This is a genomic window from Bifidobacterium sp. UBA744 (assembly GCA_002298605.1).
Classification (GTDB): Bacteria; Actinomycetota; Actinomycetes; order Actinomycetales; family Bifidobacteriaceae; genus Bifidobacterium.
Window position 1 is genome coordinate 38,340 of sequence record DBKS01000009.1, and the last position, 20,486, is coordinate 58,825.

Here is a 20,486-nt window from a genome sequence, read left to right on the forward strand (position 1 = left end):
CGACCGCCCTCCCTCTTCGGGAGGGCGGGAATCTCGGAACTATTGCCCCGACTGGTCCGTCGACCGCTGCACCGGAGGCTGCGACGAGGGCTGCGGCGGTTGCCACTGCGCCGGCGACGAAACCTGCGGCATTGGCGGAACCGCGGACGCGGAAGGATTGGCCATGGGGGTTTCAACCGGCGGAACCGCAGCTGGAGCAGGCTGCTGCGCGAACTGAACGGGCTGAGCGGACGGGGCCATCGGCACGGGCGCGGTCGGTTGAACGGGAACGGGCTGCGGCGACGCAAACGCCTGCTGCTGGACAGGAGCCGGATATGTCTGCGGCTGGGGAGTCTGCGGCTGCGCAGGCTGCTGCGCCGCAAAGGGCGCACCGGGATCGACTGCACCATTGGCGTTGACGGGAGCCGAAGCGTTCGGAGCGTTCTTTGCAGCCTTGTTTCTCTCATTCAGGAAGGTCAACACCGTACCAGCCAGCATCGCCGCGGAAGCGAGCAGCAGCAGCCAAGCGCCAATCCCCAAACTGCCGTATCCGGAGATCGCCGAAGAGGAATGCACCATCTCGAACAATACAAGCGCAAAACTGATCACAGCCAGCACCAATGCGGGAACCCGCTTCTTCAGATACGCCAGCACGCCGGTAACCACAGCCAGCACCAGCAGAATCCAACCGTCACCGCCATCAATCAGGCTGGCGCTGACGCTGATGCCGAACGCGGAGGCCGAGGCGAACGGAAGAAACACGGAAACCGCGATGACGACGGCACCGACAAGCGTGATAAGCGACAAATAATTGAAACTTTGCCCGGCGACATTCACCTGCTTGCCCTCGAGCTGCCGGGCGAAGCCAGTGGCCTGCCGCTTGAGTTCACTGGCTTTGTCGGCCAGCTGAGCGGTGTTCAACGCATTGGGACCGGACTGGGGCTGCGCGGGGCCACCGCTCGGGGCGGTTTGATTGAATTGCTGATAAGGCTGATACGGCTGCTGCGATTGCGCGGCCTGGGCCTGAAAGGACTGGGGCTGCTGAACATTCTGAGACTGCGCAGGCTGCTGCGCGGGAACGCCGGATGGCTGAGACGTCTGATTTGGATCGGTCATGAGGATCCCCTTTCTTGCTCCCTATCCGTGCTGCATCGTTACAGCGCGAATTCAATATCTACGATACATCGAAAATACGAGAAAAGCCCAGCCGCCACGGGCTGGGCCTAGAGAGATTTGCGCGAGGAGGCATGTTGGCCGACTAAAAGGAAGGATTCCGTCGGGCGGACAGTCCACCGGACTGCCAGCTGATCCGACTCCATGTGAAACCATTATGAATTGAAATAAGAACTTGGTAGCCTATTGGCCGACTCAACGGAGGGCTACGCTGGGTGGACAGTCCACCGGACTGTCCACTTATCCAGCTTCGCGTGAAGCCGTTATTGAATTAAACTTTGCTTAATTCAGCGGCTTCACCAGCGGGAAGGTGATGGTCTCGCGGATGGTGGCACCGGTCAGCGCGATCAAGAGACGGTCGATGCCCATGCCCATGCCGCCCGCCGGAGGCATGCCCACGCCGAGGGCCTCCAGGAAGTCCTCATCGATGTCGCAGGCCTCCTCGTCACCGGCGAGCGCGTCCTTGGCCTGGGCCACGAAGCGTTCGCGCTGCACGATCGGGTCGTTGAGCTCGGAGTAGCCGGTGGCCAGCTCGAAGCCGCGCACGTACAGGTCCCACTTCTCGACCACGCCGGGCTTGGTGCGATGGCCCTTGACCAGCGGGGAGGTTTCGACCGGGAAGTCGCGCACGAAGGTCGGCTCGTACAGCTTGTCCTCGTAGAAATGCTCCCACAGGTGTTCCACGAGCTTACCGTGGTTCTCCACCTCGTCGCGCTCGACACCGAGCTTGTCGGCGATCTCGCCGAGATGTTCCACGGAGGTGCCGTTGGGCTCCGGGTTTTCTGGGTCATGGGGCACGATCTGCTCGCCCAGCGCCTCGGACAGCGAATCGTACATGGAAATCGACTTCCAATCGCCGCCGAAGTCGTATTCCGTGCCGTCCAGCAGCGTCACCTTATACGAGCCGAACACGTCCTTGGCGGTTTTCTGCACCAGCTCCTTCACCAGCTCGCCGATGGTGTCGTAGGTGCCATACGCCTGATACGCCTCGAGCATGGTGAACTCGGGGGCGTGCGTCGCGTCGACGCCCTCGTTGCGGAAGTCGCGGTTGATCTCGAACACGCGGTCGATGCCACCCACCAGGCAGCGCTTGAGGAACAGTTCCGGCGCGATGCGCAGGTAGAGGTCCAGGTCGAATGCGTTCATATGCGTGGTGAACGGGCGGGCGGCCGCGCCACCATGCAGGGTCTGCAGCATCGGGGTCTCGACCTCGATGAAATCATGGTCGTCGAAGGTGCGGCGCAGCGAGGCGACGGCCTTGGAGCGGTTGCGCACCATGTTGCGGATCCTCTCGTCCGCGATCATGCCGATGTACGGCTTGCGGGTGCGGGTGTCCTCGTTCAGCTCCTTGTGCAGGGCGGGCAGCGGTTGCAGCGCCTTGGAAGCGATCGCCCATTCGGTGGCGAACACGGACAGTTCGCCCGTCTTCGAGGAAATCACACGGCCCTTGAGATATAGGTGATCGCCCAGATCCACCAGCTGCTTGAACTGCTTGAGGGAATCGGCGCCGATCTCCTTCTTGGAGATCATGCCCTGGATTTTGGTGCCGTCCCCCGCGGACAGCTGCACGAAGCACAGACCGCCGGCATTGCGCAGGAACAGCACGCGACCGGCGATGCCCACCATGTCATCGGTTTCCTGACCGGCTTCGAGCTTGCCGTCGTACTTGGCGCGCACGGCCTCGATGGTGGTGGTGACGTCCAGATGCACCGGATAGGGCGGGATGCCGCTCCGGAGCATCATGGCGCGCTTGGCCACGCGCATCTGGACCTGCTCGGGGTGGGCCAGCGGGCCGAATTCCTTGTTGGAGGGGTCCACGGCCTCGTCAAGGGTCGCGCCCCCGTTGATCTTCGCGCGGATGGCGGCGTCCTGCGCCAGCAGCATCTCGGCCCGTTCCACGGTAGTCATCTGCGGCACGGAGGGGGTTTCGTCCCCGTTGTCGCTGTTGTCATTGCGTTCTACATCTTCTGCCATAGGCACACAGTGTACGGCTTCAGGGTGACCGGCATCCCCCTATGCATTGGCATATCAGGCAGCGACACGACCGCGACGCGCCGTGTTGCAATTGTCGTAAGGATGGTTGTAGTATAGCCGACGTTGCCAAAACGGGCTGTAGCGCAGCTTGGTAGCGCGCTTCGTTCGGGACGAAGAGGCCGCGGGTTCAAATCCCGCCAGCCCGACCAGATAAAGGGAATCACTGAGTTTCGGTGGTTCCCTTTCTTCATGCTGGCGCCGATTCACAGTCCGCCCGCCTCATCGACGCCGACGCAGACCCGTCCGCAAGCCATAACCACAACCGATACCGAGGAACCGCATATGAAGAAAAGTCTGCTGGCGCTGGCGGCCGGCGCATTTATTCTCGGCGCAGCCGAATTCGTCATGATGGGCATCCTGCCGCAGGTTGCCGACACACTGCACGTCTCAATCCCATTTGCGGGCAACTACATCTCCGCCTATGCGATCGGCGTGTGCGTCGGCACGCTGATTTTGGTGTTCGGCCGCCGTATTCCGCCGAAGCAACTCGTCATCCTGTTCATGGCGACCGCGTTGGTGGGCAACGCATTGTCCGCCGGCACGATCAACTCCCCCATGCTGATCGCCGCGCGTTTCATCTCGGGCCTGCCGCATGGCGCCTTCTTCGGCACCGCGACGCTGATCGCCAAAACCGTCGCCGACAAGGGCAAGGAGGCACAGGCAGTCTCCCTGATGGTGCTCGGCCAGACGGTGGCCAACATGCTGGGCGTGCCGGCCGGCACGGTGATGGCGGAGTTCCTGTCATGGCGCGCGGCATTCGCGTTCCTCGCCGCATGGGCCGCCATGACCATCGCGCTTACCATCGCGTGGGTGCCTCGGATCGCGGCCGTCAAGGACGTGGGCATCGCCGGCCAATTCAAATTCCTTACCCATCGCGGCCCCTGGGTTATTCTCGCCGCCGTGTTCACCGGCAACGCGGGTGTGTTCTGCTGGTGGAGCTACGTGTCCCCGTGGCTGCAGCACGCCGGCGGATGGACCTCCACCGTGGTGCCGATGCTGATGGTGCTCGCCGGATTCGGCATGGTGTGCGGCGGCCTGCTGGGAGGCAAGGTCTGCGATGCATGGCGCCATGCCGGCACGGCGGCCCTCGGCCAGCTCTTCTCCATGCTGGGACTTGTGATGGTGCTGCTGCTGCCGGGCAACCACGGCATCACGGCGATGCTCACCTTCTGGATCGCCTTCGGCATGTTCTTCATCTCCTCGCCGCAGCAGCTGCTGATGGTCGAAGCCGGTGAGGGAGGCGGCGAGCTGGTGGCCGGAGCAGCCGTGCAGGTGGCGTTCAACGCCGGCAATGCCGTCGGATCGATAGTCGGTGGCGCCATGCTCAACGCATTCGCCATGAACTACCACTACACCGGTTTGGGAGGCGCGCCGCTCGCGGCCGTCGCCGTCGGCCTGCTGGCGTTCTATTCGTTCCGATGCGAATCCAACACGGGCGCCATCCACCGCATGCAGGAGGTTCATGTCTGACATCGCGGGATGTGGGCAAGTTCACAACGCACACGCCGGGATCGCCATGGCGCCGCGATAATCCCGCCCCTAGACTGATCAGTGGATTGGCGGGGCACCCGAATGCGGGACCGCCCACGACGTTCATCGAGGAGGCAGTCATGGCGGAACAATTCGATGTTCAGGCGTTCTTGAAGGGACTCGACGCCATTTTCGACGCCCACCATCAGGCGAAGGAAGCGGAACCGTATCTGCTGCAGGCGCTCACCGACGCCGAGAATGCGCACGATGACGCCGGACAGCTCACCGTGCTCAATGAAATCATGGGATTCTACCGCTCCCAATCCCGCCACAAGGACAATCAGTGGATGGTGCAGCGGGCCATCGAGCTCGCCGCCCGGATGGGCATCATCGGTTCCGAAGCCTGGACCACCACGCTGATCAACGCCGCCACCAGCATGCGGGCCGCCAAGCAATACGACCAGGCCGAAGACCTGTACCATCAGGCCCTCGATTCGGCGTTGAACAACTACGGCCCCGGAGACCGCCGTCTGGCCGCATTGCACAACAACCTGTCGATTCTCTACTCGGAAACCAGACGCCTCGGCAAGTCGGAAGCCGAATTACGCGAGGCGCTGCGCATTCTCGAATCCTCCTCCGTGGACGCCGACGCGGATCTCGACGTGGCCTCCACCCACACCAACCTCGCCCTCACGTTGCTGCAGGAAGGAAAAACCGAAAACGCGACCTGGCACGCCAAGAAGGCGCTGGACATCTACAAAACCGGCCACCTGGAGCACAGTGCGCATTACGCTTCGGCATTGGCCGGATACGCCCAGGTCTGCTATCACAATTCGCTCTTCGTTGACGCCGTGGACGCCTACCGTCACGCATTGGCCGTGATCCGCGAATGCTACGGCACCGACAACGACTACTATCGAGTCACTTCGGACAACCTCAAGGACGCGATCAAGGCCGCCGGCGAACTGGGCATGAAGGTCCCGCAAGAGGACCCCTGGACCGTCACCGACGCCGCCGGCGGCAGCGTCCCATCCTCCGGCGCCGCACAGCCGGCATCCGAGACGGGAACGGGGACGCGCAACGCCGACGCGCATGTCATCGACTTCGGATCCCCCGACGAGGAAACGCCGCTGGCCCGCCCGAAGCTGACCGGCCTTCAACTGGCCAAAGCGTATTGGGAGGCCTACGGCAAACCCTTGATCGTGGACAAATACCCGCAGTACAAGGACCGCATCGCCGCCGGTCTGGTGGGCCATGGTTCGGAATGCTACGGATTCGACGACGAGATTTCATGGGACCATGACTTCGGGCCGCGGTTCTGCCTGTGGCTCACGCCCGAGGATTACGCCGCGATCGGACAGCGGCTGCAGGCCGACTACGAAGCGCTCCCCAAAGTGTTCCAGGGATACGGCCCCTGCAAGTCCACGGCGCGCGCAACCGGAGCGTCACGGCGCGACGGCGTATTCGAGATCGGAGCGTTCTTCGAATCGATCACGGGATACAGCGAAGCGCCCTCCGAGGATGCGCCGCACGAATGGCTGATGCTCGACGAGGCGACGCTGGCCGCAGCGACGAACGGCCAGATCTTCGCGGATCCGCTCGGCCGCTTCTCCAAAGTGCGCCAAGGGTTCAAGCAAATGCCACGGGACGTCGTCGTCTCGCTGATCTCACGTCGGCTCGGCATGATCGCCCAAGCCGGTCAGTACAATGTGCCGCGCATGCTCAAGCGAGGCGACGGCGCCGCGGCCTGGCTGTCGATCGACGAGTTCGTCAAAGCCACTGGTTCGCTGGTCTTCCTGCTCAACAACCCGACGTCCGTGGGATACCTGCCGTATTACAAATGGCAGTTCGCCGCCCTGCGCAAGCTCTCCCGTCGCATCGCCACCGTGCTGCCCGACGTCACGGAGCAGCTGGAGACGCTGCTGCGGCTCAGTTCCGCCGCCTGCTACGGCGGCGCCGGATTCGGCGAAGGAGGCAAGGGCGCGGCGCCGGCCATACGCCAGATCGATCAGATCATCGGACGCATCTGCGCCGAAATCGTCACAACCCTCAAGCGTGAAGGACTGACCGATTCGGACGAGACTTTTCTGGAATGGCAACGCCCATATGTCGAGCAACGCATCGAAAGCGACAATCCGGTGCTGAGAAGCCTGTGATTCCAGCGCATCAAGCGATTGCGCACATCCGGAACACCGCTATGGAAGGCATAGTATGACCGTCGACAACGATAACGACAACAACGACATCAACAGCAACGACAACGCCCTCGCCGAGGCGATCGTGCGGCACGAATGGAACCAGTTCCAGCACACCAACAATGAGGGTGGACGCGCGTCCTGCCAGGGCAACTGGCCGGTGTTCCACCAGATGAGGCTGGCGCAATTCCTCACTTGGCCCGAAAAACCGCAAACCAGCTACGCCGGGGATCTTGACGACGCCGATGCCGTGGGACGCAATCTCGTCGCCGAAAAATACGGACGCATGATGGCCTCAACCTGGCCCGACCAGTTTCACGAGACCATCGAACCGTATATTCCCAAACTGTCCGAGGATCGCGTGGCACGGCAGGAGCGGGTTATTTCGCAACAGGTGCAGTGGGCCGCCGATTTTCGCGAACGCTACCCGAAACTCGGCGGCGCCATGCGCGTGCTCACCACAGCCGAGGACACGCAGGAGAAGACCTCGTTCGAAACCTATCTGCGCGGGGAACTCGGCACGTACTCCGATCGCACCTTCACCTTGTATGAGGCGATGATCGAAGCCAAGCGCGCCGCCGGCGAGAACATCACCGAACAGACCCTGCTCAACACGGTGCTGATTGGCGGGTTCACAGACCTTGCCGACGCCGAGGCCTCGCTGTAAGAGGCACCGGCGCCACCACCCATGCACTGCTAGGGTGGAGTGCGTGAAACAAGCGGCAGGAATTCCACAAATGGTGGCGGGCGCCATCGTCATATGGCTGATCTGCGCACTGATCGGCCTCTCCATGACTTCCCCTTGGCATCCCCGGCCATGTACCGACCATGTGACCGTCGAAACGTCCGACACCACCATCGCCTCACAGCCTACAGCTTCGGATCCAACCGGCGCGGGCGCGCCGATCGGCACTTACGAAGTCCGCGAGCGCATGATCGACATCCCCCTGACCGATACCGTAACCGTGCGGGCGCTGCTGCGCGAACCGGTGAACGCGCCGGGCAAACGCCCGGCCGTGCTGCTGATCCACGGCGCGGGAACCGGCAAAACCACCGAGGCGTACGGCGACATAGGCCCGCAATTGGCCAGCGCCGGCATTGTGACCTTGGTGCCGGACAAGCGACTGGACAATTACACGCTGCTGCACCGCGATTACGTGGGCATGGCCCACGACTACGAAAAGGAACTCGATCTGTTGGGCTCGCTGCCGAATGTGGATGCGACCAGGCTCGGCGTGTACGCGGAATCCGAAGGCACCTGGATCAGCTCCGTCATCACCGCCGAGCGCCAGGATCTCGCGTTCTCGATCATCGCCTCCGCGCCCGTATATTCCGGCCGGCAGCAGATGACCATGGCCGCGAGCACGTACTTTGCGCAAACCGGCGTGCCATCCGCGATCACCAGCGACATTCCCAAACTCGCCTTGCTGGATTTTTCGCTGATCCACTTCGACTACGCGGACTTCAACGCGCTCGACTACTACCGCAAGCTCACGCAGCCCACACTGATCGCCTACGGCACGCTTGACGCGTCCATGCCGCTGGAACAGGGAGCCCAGGAGATTCGCAGCCAAGCGGCGACCGGCTCCGGCAACGACAACATCACGCTGCGCTACTACCCCACCAACCACCAGATGCGCACGGGATCGGCCCTGAGCAAGCCCGGCTTGCCGCTGGACGAGCATTACACCCGCGATGTGGCCTCGTGGATCAATGCCGTGACCGCAGAAGACTCCGCAGTCGCCGGCACCTCGGCCGAAGGCTGGGCGACGCCGATGACCGCCGGAGCCCAACCCAACCAGCGGTTCGCCATCGACGCCGGCATTTCCGGGGGACCGCTGTCCCCGCGTTCCCTCACTCAGATTGCGGTGCTGATGGGCGGAGGCGCGGTATTGCTGCTCGGCGGTGCGCTGGGTTCAATCCCCCTGGTCGCATATGCCCGCAAGCGTCGTAGCCGCGGCATGCCCCCTCGCGGAGGATTCGCCCCCGGTCTGGCGCGATCGCTCTGGATGCTGGGCGGCGGCGTCGCCATGACACTGGCGATCACCGTCGCCTATCTGGCGGCGGTGATCACCCAGGCAATGCAGTTGGAAACCAACCGGATGCTGTTCCAAGGCGGCTGGACGGTGATGCGTGTGTTGTCGCTGCTGGTGGCGGCCCTGTGGGCGAAGCTGCTGCTGCAGTATCGGGATGCGCGCCGGCACTGCAATACCGGGGCAGTGCGAGGCGCGGGCCATTGGGTGGTGTGCGCGACGACCCTGCTCGGCGCGGCAATGGCCACCGGAGCCTTGGCGTTCTGGGGACTATACGGCATCCCCATCACGTGACAGACGCCCGCATCCGCGTGCGCTCAGGTAGCCAAGGCCAAAACCTCACACCAGCCTGGCACGCAATGAGGCGGCATCGGCGAATAGAATGCCGGTCAGACCGGGAACCGCCAGCGAAGCGGCCTCGGCATTGACCCGCCTGTCGTCCACAAAGGCCGCGGCAGCCGGATCGACGCCGAACCGCGCGACGGCACGGCGATAGATGACCGGGTCGGGCTTGCCGATACGCTCCTCGGAGGAGATCACCACGTCGCGCAGCACGCCCAGCGCGGGAAACCGCTCACGCGCGGCGACGACATAGGGCGTGGTGAAATTGGTCAGCCCCCAGCAGCGCACGCCGGCAGCGTCCAGCTCGCGCAGCAGGGCCGCCATGCCGGGCATCATGCCGCGCAACGCCAGACGATACCGCTCGAAATACACGCGGAACACCTGCGCCAGCGAAGGGTCATGGTGACCGGCATATTCCTCGAGAATATCCGGCTCGCCCATGCCCATATCGGAACAGTGGTCGTAATGCCAGAATCCCCATTCGTCGTCGGGATCGAGAAACGCGTCGATCACCTCGGACGGATACCGTCCCTCAAGGGCGGCGGCCGGCTGCCAATCAACCAGCACGCCGCAAAAGTCGAAAATCACATCGGCGTAGCGCATATCATCCAATCGTCAAGGAACCTGCAACCATTCGCATCCCAGGCCACGAGCGCGCCCTCAGCGCCGCGTGGCGGACAGCCGCACATATCCGGAATGGTGCATGGTGAACCGCATACGGGAGGCGATGTACAGATCCGTGGCCAGTTCGAACGGGCGTCCGGACACGTCCCGGGCCACACGCCTGATACGGGTCAATGGCGTGCCGTCCGGCACCTGCAGGGGCGAGACGTCCACCCCCTCGAGCATCGGTCCGCTCACGACCACGGTTTCCAGCGTCTCGTCCACATTGGCCGGCACCACGCCGTATTGCCGTTCGAAGATCTCATAGAACGGCTCGGTGAGGTCGCGGGTCAGGAATTGCGGGAACAACGCGGCGGGAAGATGGCTGATCTCCAGCGACAGGGGCCGGTCCTCTATGGACCGCAGCCTGGTGACGTCGTAGATCATGGGATGGGACCGTCCGCCGCGGTCGACGGACGCCGCCCGCGAGGACGAACCGACGCCCCCCAGTCCCAGCAACCGGACGTCCGCGGCGGACGCCGGGGCGATAACCGCGCCCAGCACCTTGGAGGTGAGCACGAATCCCTGTCGGCGGGCGATAACCGGCAGCGATTCAATCGTGTTGATATTGCGCTCCAGTCGATCGTCGGCCACGACAATGCCGCCGGTTCGCCCGATCTTCCGTATCACCTCATGCGAGGATTCCAGCGAGGCGAGCGCCATGCGCAGATCGGACCGCGAAATGCCCATGGCTTCCGCCAATCCGCGCTCACTGCCGAGTTTCTCCCCGGGAAGGAAGCCATGGTCGCGAATCATCGCGCGCAAACGGTATATGATCTCGCTGGTGACCATACGCCTGCGTTCGGAATCAAGTCGTGCCATGGCGGTTCCTCACAGACCCAACGTGTTCAGCGTCTTGGTGAAACCGTCGATGAACCAGTCCACATCGGACTCGCTGAACACCAGCGGCGGACGAAGCTTGAGGATGTTGCCGAAGCGGCCGCACACCGAGGTGAGGATGCGGTTTTCGCGCAGGGTTTCGAGAATATCAAGAGCGGCGGCCTGGTCGGGGTCCTTGGTGCCCGGCTTGACGATTTCGCAGCCGATGTACAGGCCCGCGCCGCGTACGTCGCCGATGCAGGGATGCTCGGCGGCAAGGTCGGCCACGGCCTTCTTGAAGATCGCGCCCACGCGCTTGGCGTTGCCCATGGTGTCCTCGTCGCGCATCACGTCGAGCACCGCCTGTGCCGCGGCCATGCACACCGGGTTGCCGCCGAAGGTGTTGAAATACGGGATCGAACCGGCGAACGGTTCAAGCACCTCGTGGCGCGCGGCCATCATCGAGGTGGGCAGCCCGTTGGCCATCGGTTTGCCCGAGGTGACCAGATCCGGCACGATGCCCTGACGTTCGAAGCCCCAGAAGGCATCGCCGGTGCGGGTGAAACCGGGCTGCACCTCGTCGGCGATCCACACGCCGCCGAGCTCGTGGACCGTGTCGATAACAGGCTTCAGATAGCCGACCGGATCCGGATACACGCCGTCGGAGGAGAAGATCGAGTCCGCGAGCAGTGCGGCGAATTTGATGCCATGGCGGTTCATGTCGGCGACGGCCTTGCGTACCTCGCCGGCCATCCAGTTGCCGAACTCCTCGGCGGTGCATTCGGAGGCGGGCTTGCCGTCGATCACCAGTCGATAGGTGTCGGGGGTCGGGATCATGCGCATCGTCAGGCCCAGGGTCTGCGCGGTTCCCAGCGCCGGGGACAGCTTGGAGGTCAGCGCCGAGTTGCCGTGGTACGCCTCATGCGTCACGATGACGCCTTCGCCGCCGGTATAGGTCTGGGCCACGCGCACGGCGAGGTCGTTCGCCTCCGAGCCCGTGCACTGGAACATGACGCGGTCGAGCTCGTCCGGCATGGTGGTCAGAATGTCCTCGGCGTAATGCAGCACGTTCTCGTGGAGATAGCGGGTGTGGGTGTTCAGCAGCGCGGCCTGGCGGCTCAGCGCCTCCACGACGCGCGGATGGCAGTGGCCCACCGACGCCACGTTGTTGTACACATCCAGATACTCCACGCCATCGGCATCCCACAGATGCGAGCCGACGCCCTTGACCAGGTGGACGGGCTTGCGGTAGAACAGGCGGTACGCGGGTCCCAGCACCTCGCGTTCCTCGGTGAGTTTGCGGGTTTCCGGATCAAGCGCCGCCGCCATCTCCGGGCGGAAGCTGTTGGTATCCATAATCGTCGAACGCGTTGCCATGATTCCTTCTTCGTTCGCTTGGCTGATGACCCCTTTACGCTAACGCCGCTATGTTGCCGCCAACGCGGATCTCATAACAGCAGCGAAACAAACCTTTTCGCATATTTCCTTGCGATTTGGTTCATTAAACAGATTGCCGGTGCGATATTTGGTTGACATATCGCACCGGCACGCATACAACGGTTCCGCGACCCCCGTCAGGGAATCGCGGAACACGTCAGGATTCCACCCGTGCCGGGCCTCCCGGCACGGCAGCGGTCAGTCGTCGGTATGGTACACGGCCTTGCCACCGGAGGCGGCGAACTCCTCCTCCGGGGAGAGCACCAGATGCTTGCGCCCATACACCGCGAAGAAAATCGTGGCGAGCACATAGATGGCGACCATCGCATACACGGCCAGACGATAATCGGGATTGAGCAGCACCGCCACGAAGATGCAGAGGGCCAGCAGGCCCGCGATCACGGCGCCGACGACGCCGAAGGGAGACACGAACGGGCGCTCGATATCGGGCATGTTCCTCCTGAGCAGCACATACGAGACCATCTGCAGCAGATAGGCCAGTACGGCACCCCACACGGCGATGTTCAACACCACGGAACCGGCGCCCGCACCGCCATACGCGATGATGAACAGGGCGGCGAAGCCGATGATCGCTCCAACGATCAAGCCCCAGTACGGGGTCTTGCGCTTGCCGGTGAGCGACAGGAAGGCCGGATAGTAACCGCCGCGAGACAGGCTGTACAGGTTGCGCCCATAGGCGTACATGATGCCCTGAACGGAGGCGAGCAGCCCCACCAGCGCGAAAATCGACAGCACGGACGCCAGATTGCCCGGAAGAATCGCACGATAGCCGTCCAGCAGCGGCTCGTCGGAACCGGAAAGCGCCTCGGAGCCCACCACGGCCGGGTTGAGGAACACGATGATCAGCGCGGACAGGCCAAGCGTGAAAATGCACAGACGCGACGCCTTCGGAATGTTGCGTTCGGGGTCGCGCACCTCTTCGGCGCTCAGCGGCAGCTGCTCAATGCCGAGGAACAGCCACATGGCGAACGGCATCGCGAAGAAAATCGCCCCCGCGCCGAAGGGCAGGAAGCTGGAGCCGCCGGCCTGCGGAGCGATGTTGAGCAGCGTGGAGAAATCCACCTTGCCGGACACGAACGCGCCGATACCGAAAATGGCCACAATGGCAAGCGCCGCAATGGACACCACGCTGGCGAAGCGGAAGGAGGTTTCCGCACCGGCCCAATTGATCAGTACGAACACCACGTAGAGAATCAGCCACCAGACCCACTGCATGCCATGATCGTCCAGCGAGTAGCCGGTCAGATCCGCCAGAATGGCGTCGGCATATGCCGACGAGAAGTACACGATGGTGGCTGCGGTCATCACATATTCGATCGTTTCCGCCAGCCCGGTGAAGAAACCGCCCCACGGTCCCATCGCGGCCCGGGCGAAGGAGTACGCGCCACCGGTGTGCGGCATGGCGGACGCCATTTCGGAAATCGAATTCAGCATCAGCACATACATCAGATACACCACGATCGCGGCGATGAGCATGCCGCCCCAGCCGGCCTGGGCGATGCCGCCGTTCCAACCGGAGAAATCGCCCGACACGACGGCCGCGACGCCGATGGACCACAGTCCGAAGGCCCCGGCGGTCCGCTTGAGCTGCCTCTTTTCGAAATAATCCTTGTCAGTGGCCCGATAGGTGACACTGCCCAGACCGGAACCCGATGTTGTTGTCGCGGACATACGGATCGCCTTCCTCTCTATATGGTCGATATATGGCCGATAATGCCCTTGATGATTCAGTGGATGATGGATCGATGTTCAGTTGTGAAATCTTGAAAGCCTCGACTCCGACCGGCGGTCAGCGCAGCAGCCAGAGGGAATCGTCGAGATAGCGCCGGGCGCACATCACGCTGCCGGGCGCCTCCTCGGCCGCCATGCCATCGGGCAGGGCGTCGGCGCGGTGATTGGTGGTCCACCCCAGCATCTGCAGACGGCGGATCATCGACAGCGCGCTCATGGCCTCGAACTCGTCATCGGTGAAGTCGCCGGCCACCGACTGGTAGCCCCTGACCCAGGCCTTGGCAAGCTGCGGCGCGTACGGCTTGTGCTCGATGAAGCTCAGCGAGCTCGCGTAGTCGTAGAGATACCAGCTGTACCCGGCGTCGTCGAAATCAATGATGGTCAGACTGCCATCCGGCCCCTTGATCACATTGCTCGGACGCAGATCGGCGTGGATCAGCCCCCAGGTCTCATTGGTGCGGGGAACCTTCATCATCACGTCCAAAGCCTTCCAAAGGGCCTTGTTGCACAGCTCCTTCTCCGCATCGGTGAGATCGGCGGTCTCCCAACGACCCCAGCGCGGCGACGGTCCGACCATGTTGGAAATATCCCAATTGAAGCGGGTGAAACCGTACGGCGGCTGCCAGGTGCGGGACAGGGCATGGAATTTGGCGGCCCACTGGCCGATGGTCACGTAGTACGGCGCCGGGTTGTCCAGATCCTCAAGCACGGTTCCGACGACGAACTTGGTGGAGATGACGGTCCAGGCCACGCCATTGGCGTCGTGGATCTTGGTCACGAAGGTCCCGCGCACCGTCGGCACCGGGTTGATGAGTTTGATGCCGTCGATATCATGCAGCGCGTTAAGCCAGCTGATCTCGGACGCCACGGCCTCGGGGCCGCCCACGTAACCGGGCTGGGACACACGCACCACGCCCTCCGGCTTGCCGTCGAGCAGCAGCACGAAGGTGGCGTTTTCGGAAACGGTGATCAGGTTGAGCTCGGCGCGGCTGTGGTCGATGCCCCACGCGCCGCACACACCCTGGAACAGCCAGAAGGGCGCCGGATCGCCTTTCTTCAAGCCGGCGAAGGTATCGAGGCTCACCGCCACGGTGGGTGTGTCGAGCAAGCTCATCAACTGCTGTGCCATTGCGTTCTCCAGTCCCGGCCACAAGGTCGCTCGCGACCGGCCGACGCAGCCGCCTCCGGCGCGATCGGCCGATCATTTCAAAATCGATATCTCAGATTGTGGCAGGCGCAGGGTCATGGCGGCGCCCTGAAGCTGTTACGTTGCAGTTAACAAGCGGAGATGAATATTAATGGTTGGTAACCGCGGCAGGTCGCGGCGGGGCATAGCGGGACACGACAGGGCGGACCGGGCTGATGGGGCGGGCGCCAACGATCCACGGACGCCGAAAGCCCGGAAAACTACGTTGTTTTATGGTTACCCGGCCGAAAAAACAAAAGGGGTTCCGAGCAGACCAAGTGCCCGGAACCCCGGATTGCGGACAGAGCGAGATTCGAACTCGCGGAGGCTTGCGCCTCAACGGTTTTCAAGACCGTCTCTTTAGACCGCTCAGACATCTGTCCATTTGCGCGCCTACCGATGATAGCACAACGGCGCGTCGCGCAGGTATTCGGAATGCGTCATCGACACGTCGGTGACGACGGCCGTCAGGCCTCCCACTTTGTCGGCTCGATCACCTCACGGCCGCCCATGTAGGGACGCATGGCCTTCGGAATCTCGATGGAACCGTCAGACTGCTGATGGTTCTCGAGGATCGCGACCAGCCAGCGAGTGGTGGCCAGCGTACCGTTCAACGTGGCGACGGCACGGGTGGAACCATCCTCGGTCCTCTCGCGAATGTTGAGACGACGCGCCTGGTACTCGGTGCAGTTCGAGGTGGACGTGAGCTCGCGGTAACGACCCTGGGTCGGCACCCAGGCCTCGCAGTCGAACTTGCGAGCGGCGGAGGAACCGAGGTCGCCGGCGGCGGTGTCGATGATGCGGTACGGCACCTCGACCTTGCCGAGCATCTCCTGCTCCATGGCCAGCAGGTGCTCATGCTCCTTGTAGGAATCCTCCTGCTTGGCGTACACGAACATCTCAACCTTGTCGAACTGGTGCACGCGGATGATGCCGGAGGTGTCCTTGCCGGCCGCGCCCGCCTCGCGACGGTAGCAGGAGCTCCAGCCGCAGTAGCGCAACGGACCGTTCTCAAGATTAAGGATCTCGTTCTCATGCATGCCGGCGAGCGCCACCTCGGAGGTGCCCACCAGATACTGGTCGTCGGGTTCGCGCAGACGGTAGATCTCATCCGCATGGGCGTTGAGGAAGCCGGTGCCGCGCATCACTTCGGGGCGCACCAGCGTCGGGGTGATGGCCAGCACGAAGCCGTGCTCCTCGGCCTGGTCAACCGCCATGGTGAGCATGGCGATCTGCAGACGGGCCACGGCGCCGCGCAGGAAGTAGAACCGGGAGCCTCCGACCTTCACGCCGCGCTCCATATCGATGCCGGCCACACCACGGCCAAGCGTCAGATGGTCCTTGGGCTCGAATCCCTCGGCCGCAAAATCACGGATCTGGCCGACCTTCTTAACCACCACGTAATCGTCCTCGCCGCCTTCCGGGGCCTCCGGCTCGACGATGTTGGACAGTTTCCACATGGCGGTGGTGTAATCGCCGGTCGCCTTGTCGGCGATGGCCTTGAACTCGGACACTTTGGCCGCAAGTTCCTTGGTCTCGGCGATAAGGGCGGCCTTCTGATCGGCGGGAGCGGCGGCGACCTTCTTGCCGATCTCCTTCTGCTGGGCGCGGGCGGCCTCGAATTCCTTCAGGGTGTCGCGGCGGGCGGCGTCGGCGGCAAGCACTTCATCGACCAGTTCGACGGACTCGCCGCGCTTGCGCTGGGACTCCTTGACGATGTCAGCGTGTTCACGAATGAATTGAATATCAAGCATGATGCCCAGACTAGTGCCGCAAGCCGACACTTCGGCGACCCCATGCCCGATGCGGATATTCGCCCTCCAATGGTGCAGGTACTGTTCACGTCGACGCGCAATCGGCGACATGGCCACGGGCGCGTCCCACAATGGGAGACATGCCCAAACCGCTTCCGCTCGCCATCGCCGCCCTGGTCGCCGTCGCCGCGCTTGCCGTCATCGCGGTGGCGCTTTTCAAACTGCGCAGGCACCGGCGGCTCAACGCCGTGGTCGAGCAGCGCGACGGCGACGCCGAGAAAGTCAGATACGCCTTCGTCATCAATCCGTCAAAGCCGTCAGCCGACGAATTGCGCGGCAAAATCGAAACGTTCTGCGCGCAGAAGGCCATCGACTTCTTTTTCGTGGACACCCAGCTCGACAAGGACGGCAACGCCTGCGCCCACGAGGCGATCCGGCGCGGCGCCACGGCCGTGGTGGCGGTGGGTGGCGACGGCACCGTGCGCACCGTGGCCAGCGCCATGGCAAAATACGACGGCATCCCCATGGGCATCGTGCCGATCGGCACCGCCAATCTCTTCGCACGCAACATGGGCATCCCACTCGACGACGTGGACGCAGCCCTCACCGTCGCCACCTCGCACGGATCGCGCCACATCGACATGGGACGCCTGTGCGTCCTTGATTCCGACGAGCCGGAGCACGACCACGGCTTTTTGATCGTGGCGGGCATCGGCTTCGACGCGCTGATGATCGACGACACCAACCCCACCCTGAAAAAAAACATCAGCTGGCTCGCCTACTTCGCCTCCGCCACCAAACACCTGTTCTCGCCCAAATACCGCGGCGACGTGACCATGGTCGACCCGCACGGCAACGCGCACACCACCACAGGATTGTCGTTCCGCACCTTCATGGCCGGCAACTGCGGGCGGATCCCCGCGCTGAGCCTGATGCCCGAAGCGGTCAGCGACGACGGGTACCTGGATTTCGAGATCATCGACACCACCGGCGGCATCATCGGATGGGCGAACCTCCTCGGCGACGTGGTGCATCAGACCATCACCGGCAAAGCCAAGCAGAGCCCGCTGTCCACCAACTCCACCATCGACCAGTTCAAGGGGATCCGGGCCGAAATCACACTGGAAAAACCGGCGCTCGCACAGGTGGACGGCGATGTGCTGGGCGAGACGCGGCACATCGCGTTCTCCATCCAGAAGCAGGCTCTGTGCGTGCGCGTGCCCGAAGTCCCGGCCAAGCCAACCGGACTGATGGCGCTGTAACGTCGTCCGGTCGTTTCTGCGTGGCAAAATGGGGCCATGGTTGCAAACAATGCGGGCATGCCCGCCACCCCAGCTGATCTGATCAACGTCGACGAAGTCATCGGCAAGTACTATGACGTCGTTCCCGATCCGTCCATTCCCGAACAGCGCGTGTCGTTCGGCACCTCCGGACACCGCGGATCGTCGCTCAAGACCTCGTTCAACGAGGCCCATATCGTCGCCATCACCCAGGCCATCGCCGAATACCGCAAAAAGGCCGGCGTGACCGGCCCGCTGTACCTCGGCCGCGACACGCACGCACTGTCCGGCCCGGCGGAGAAAACCGCCATCGAGGTGCTGGTCGCCAACGGCGTGCACGTGCGCGTCGATTCGCGCGGCGACTACGTGCCCACCCCGGTGGTCTCCCAGGCCATCCTGACCCACAACCGTGCGGCGGACGGCACCCAACGCTTCGAAGGAGAGGGACTGGCCGACGGCATCGTGGTCACCCCGTCCCACAACCCGCCCACCGACGGCGGCTTCAAATACGATCCGGTTACCGGCGGCCCCGCCCCCGCCGATGTGACCAACGCGATCGCCGCCCGCGCCAACGAACTGCTCGGCGATTTCAAGTCCGTCAAGCGCGTGCCGTATGAGCAGGCCATCAAATCCGATCTGGTCGAGGGCTTCGACTTCCGCGAGCACTACGTCTCCGACCTGGAGAACGTGATCGACTTCGACGTCATCCGCTCCTCCGGCGTGCGTCTCGGCATCGACCCGCTCGGCGGCGCATCCGTGAACTACTGGCCGCTGATGAACGAAAAGTACGGCCTGAGCATCGACGTGGTCCGCCCCGAGGTGGATCCGACGTGGAAGTTCATGACGATCGACCATGACGGCAAGATCCGCATGGACCCCTCGTCACCGTACGCCATGAAGGGCCTGGTCGACTCCCTGAACAACGGCGCATGGGACAAATACGACCTGGTGGGCGGCACCGATCCGGACGCCGACCGCCACGGCATCGTCTGCCCGAACTGGGGCGTCATGAATCCGAACCACTACATCGCCGTGGTCGTGGAGTATCTCTTCGGCGGCGCCCGCCCGGGCTGGCCCGACGGCGCCGGCATCGGCAAGACGCTCGTGTCCTCCTCGCTGATCGACCGTGTGGCGGCCTCCATCGGTGCCAAGCTCGTCGAAGTCCCGGTGGGCTTCAAATGGTTCGTCGATCCGCTGTTCACCGGCGAGGTGGCCTTCGGCGGCGAGGAAAGCTCCGGCATGTCCTTCCTGCGCAAGGACGGCCGCGTGTGGACCACCGACAAGGACGGCCTGATCCCCGACCTGTTGGCCGCGGAAATCACCGCGAAGACCGGCAAGAACCCGGCCCAGCTGCATCAGGAGCAGGTCGCCCGCTTCGGCGAAAGCTGGTACAAGCGCATCGACACGCCGACCACGCTTGAACAGAAGCAGAAGTTCGCCAAGCTCACCGGCGACGACGTGACCGCCACGCAGCTTGCCGGCGAGGACATCACCGCCAAGCTCACCGAGGCTCCGGGCAACCATGCCAAAATCGGCGGTCTCAAGGTCACCACCAGGAACAACTGGTTTGCCGCCCGACCCTCCGGCACCGAAAACATCTACAAGGTGTACGCGGAGTCCTTCGTCTCCCCCGACGCGCTGGACAAGGTGCTGGCCGAGGCCACCGAAGTGGTCGACAAGGCGCTGGCCGAATAAGTTCGCCTGCGCATGCCGCCAGCTTATACGGTGTGGGGGCGACGCCCGTTGAGGTGCCGTCCCCACACCGTATATGCGTCGACGACGGCCGAGGCTAGCGCTTCGACGTGATGTAACCGGTGTTGAAGCCGAACAGATGCAGCCCCCGGTGGAACCGCGCGTGTTCGATTTTGACACATCTGTCCATCACCACCTGCAATCCCCTTGATTCGGCGTATTCCGCCAAGTCGTCGTCCCAAATCCCCAGCTGGATCCAAAACACCGGCGAGCCGACGGCGGCGGCCTCGTCGACGATCGGGCGGATCTGCGACGGCCGGCGGAACACATCCACGATATCCGGCACCACCGGCAGCGACGCCAGGTCGGGATACACCGGATGCCCCAGAATCTCCCGAACCGTGGGATTGACGAAGTACACGTCATATCCGGTGGACTGCAGCAAATACGTGGCCACAAAATAGCTGGCCCGGGCCGGATTCGCCGACGCCCCGACGATGGCTATGGAACGCGCCCTGGCGAGAATGTCGCGCCGCACCGAGGCGCCAGGCTCAATCCAGCGACGCCGGTCGGGCGGCGTGGGCACCTCACATACGTAGGCCGGCTTCGGCGCCGACAGCAGCCCACCGCCCGCCGGCACGTCGAGGGAAAGCCCTGGTTTCGCATCCTGCGCCATG

General features: G+C 63.5%; 15 protein-coding genes and 2 tRNA genes. 7 read left to right on the forward strand and 10 right to left on the reverse strand.

What is annotated here, in order from left to right; genetic code table 11:
- Positions 1–39: 39 nt before the first annotated feature.
- Together B2994_RS00690 and lysS are read right to left on the reverse strand one after the other, a co-directional pair.
- Positions 40–1,095 carry a hypothetical protein gene (locus B2994_RS00690; RefSeq protein ID WP_291526494.1) on the reverse strand — a complete coding sequence of 352 codons (1,056 nt, stop codon included), beginning with the start codon at positions 1,093–1,095 and terminating at the stop codon, positions 40–42.
- A gap of 339 nt (positions 1,096–1,434) precedes the next feature.
- Positions 1,435–3,126, reverse strand: a complete 1,692-nt coding sequence (gene lysS, locus B2994_RS00695; protein ID WP_291526495.1) for a lysine--tRNA ligase — start codon at positions 3,124–3,126, stop codon at positions 1,435–1,437.
- Between the two features lie 132 nt (positions 3,127–3,258).
- On the opposite strand from lysS, the gene B2994_RS00700 reads away from it, so the two are divergent.
- From B2994_RS00700 to B2994_RS00720, 5 genes are all read left to right on the forward strand, one after another.
- Positions 3,259–3,335: transfer RNA gene (locus B2994_RS00700), tRNA-Pro, on the forward strand.
- Between the two features lie 133 nt (positions 3,336–3,468).
- Positions 3,469–4,656, forward strand: coding sequence for an MFS transporter (locus B2994_RS00705; protein ID WP_291526496.1), 1,188 nt, complete (start codon positions 3,469–3,471; stop codon positions 4,654–4,656).
- A gap of 140 nt (positions 4,657–4,796) precedes the next feature.
- A complete protein-coding gene (locus tag B2994_RS00710; RefSeq protein ID WP_291526497.1) occupies positions 4,797–6,812 on the forward strand; it encodes a DUF4037 domain-containing protein in 2,016 nt (671 codons plus the stop codon).
- Positions 6,813–6,867: 55 nt separating this feature from the next.
- Positions 6,868–7,518 carry a DUF4125 family protein gene (locus B2994_RS00715; protein WP_291526498.1) on the forward strand — a complete coding sequence of 217 codons (651 nt, stop codon included), beginning with the start codon at positions 6,868–6,870 and terminating at the stop codon, positions 7,516–7,518.
- A 163-nt stretch (positions 7,519–7,681) separates the two neighbouring features.
- Positions 7,682–9,178, forward strand: a complete 1,497-nt coding sequence (locus tag B2994_RS00720; protein ID WP_291526499.1) for an alpha/beta hydrolase family protein — start codon at positions 7,682–7,684, stop codon at positions 9,176–9,178.
- Positions 9,179–9,223: 45 nt separating this feature from the next.
- On the opposite strand, the gene B2994_RS00725 is transcribed toward B2994_RS00720, so the two are convergent.
- From B2994_RS00725 to serS, 7 genes are all read right to left on the reverse strand, one after another.
- A complete protein-coding gene (locus tag B2994_RS00725) occupies positions 9,224–9,829 on the reverse strand; it encodes an HAD-IA family hydrolase (protein WP_291526500.1) in 606 nt (201 codons plus the stop codon).
- 57 nt (positions 9,830–9,886) lie between these two features.
- Complete coding sequence (locus B2994_RS00730; protein ID WP_291526501.1) at positions 9,887–10,711, reverse strand: GntR family transcriptional regulator; 825 nt, start codon at positions 10,709–10,711, stop codon at positions 9,887–9,889.
- 9 nt (positions 10,712–10,720) lie between these two features.
- A complete protein-coding gene (locus tag B2994_RS00735; protein ID WP_291526502.1) occupies positions 10,721–12,085 on the reverse strand; it encodes an aspartate aminotransferase family protein in 1,365 nt (454 codons plus the stop codon).
- A 258-nt stretch (positions 12,086–12,343) separates the two neighbouring features.
- Entirely contained in the window at positions 12,344–13,837 is a 1,494-nt protein-coding gene (locus B2994_RS00740; protein ID WP_291526503.1) for an amino acid permease, read from the reverse strand.
- A gap of 118 nt (positions 13,838–13,955) precedes the next feature.
- Positions 13,956–15,026, reverse strand: coding sequence for a phosphotransferase enzyme family protein (locus B2994_RS00745; protein WP_291526504.1), 1,071 nt, complete (start codon positions 15,024–15,026; stop codon positions 13,956–13,958).
- Positions 15,027–15,381: 355 nt separating this feature from the next.
- Positions 15,382–15,466, reverse strand: a tRNA-Ser gene (locus tag B2994_RS00750).
- Between the two features lie 84 nt (positions 15,467–15,550).
- On the reverse strand, positions 15,551–16,837 hold the full coding sequence (gene serS / locus B2994_RS00755; RefSeq protein WP_291526505.1) for a serine--tRNA ligase: 1,287 nt from the start codon (positions 16,835–16,837) through the stop codon (positions 15,551–15,553).
- A gap of 131 nt (positions 16,838–16,968) precedes the next feature.
- Here serS and B2994_RS00760 point away from each other — a divergent pair, with 131 nt between their 5' ends.
- Entirely contained in the window at positions 16,969–18,099 is a 1,131-nt protein-coding gene (locus B2994_RS00760; RefSeq protein ID WP_291526506.1) for a diacylglycerol/lipid kinase family protein, read from the forward strand.
- 36 nt (positions 18,100–18,135) lie between these two features.
- On the forward strand, positions 18,136–19,812 hold the full coding sequence (pgm, locus tag B2994_RS00765; RefSeq protein ID WP_291526507.1) for a phosphoglucomutase (alpha-D-glucose-1,6-bisphosphate-dependent): 1,677 nt from the start codon (positions 18,136–18,138) through the stop codon (positions 19,810–19,812).
- 94 nt (positions 19,813–19,906) lie between these two features.
- On the opposite strand, the gene B2994_RS00770 is transcribed toward pgm, so the two are convergent.
- Positions 19,907–20,485, reverse strand: a complete 579-nt coding sequence (locus B2994_RS00770) for a CoA-binding protein (protein WP_291526508.1) — start codon at positions 20,483–20,485, stop codon at positions 19,907–19,909.
- Position 20,486 lies beyond the last annotated feature (1 nt).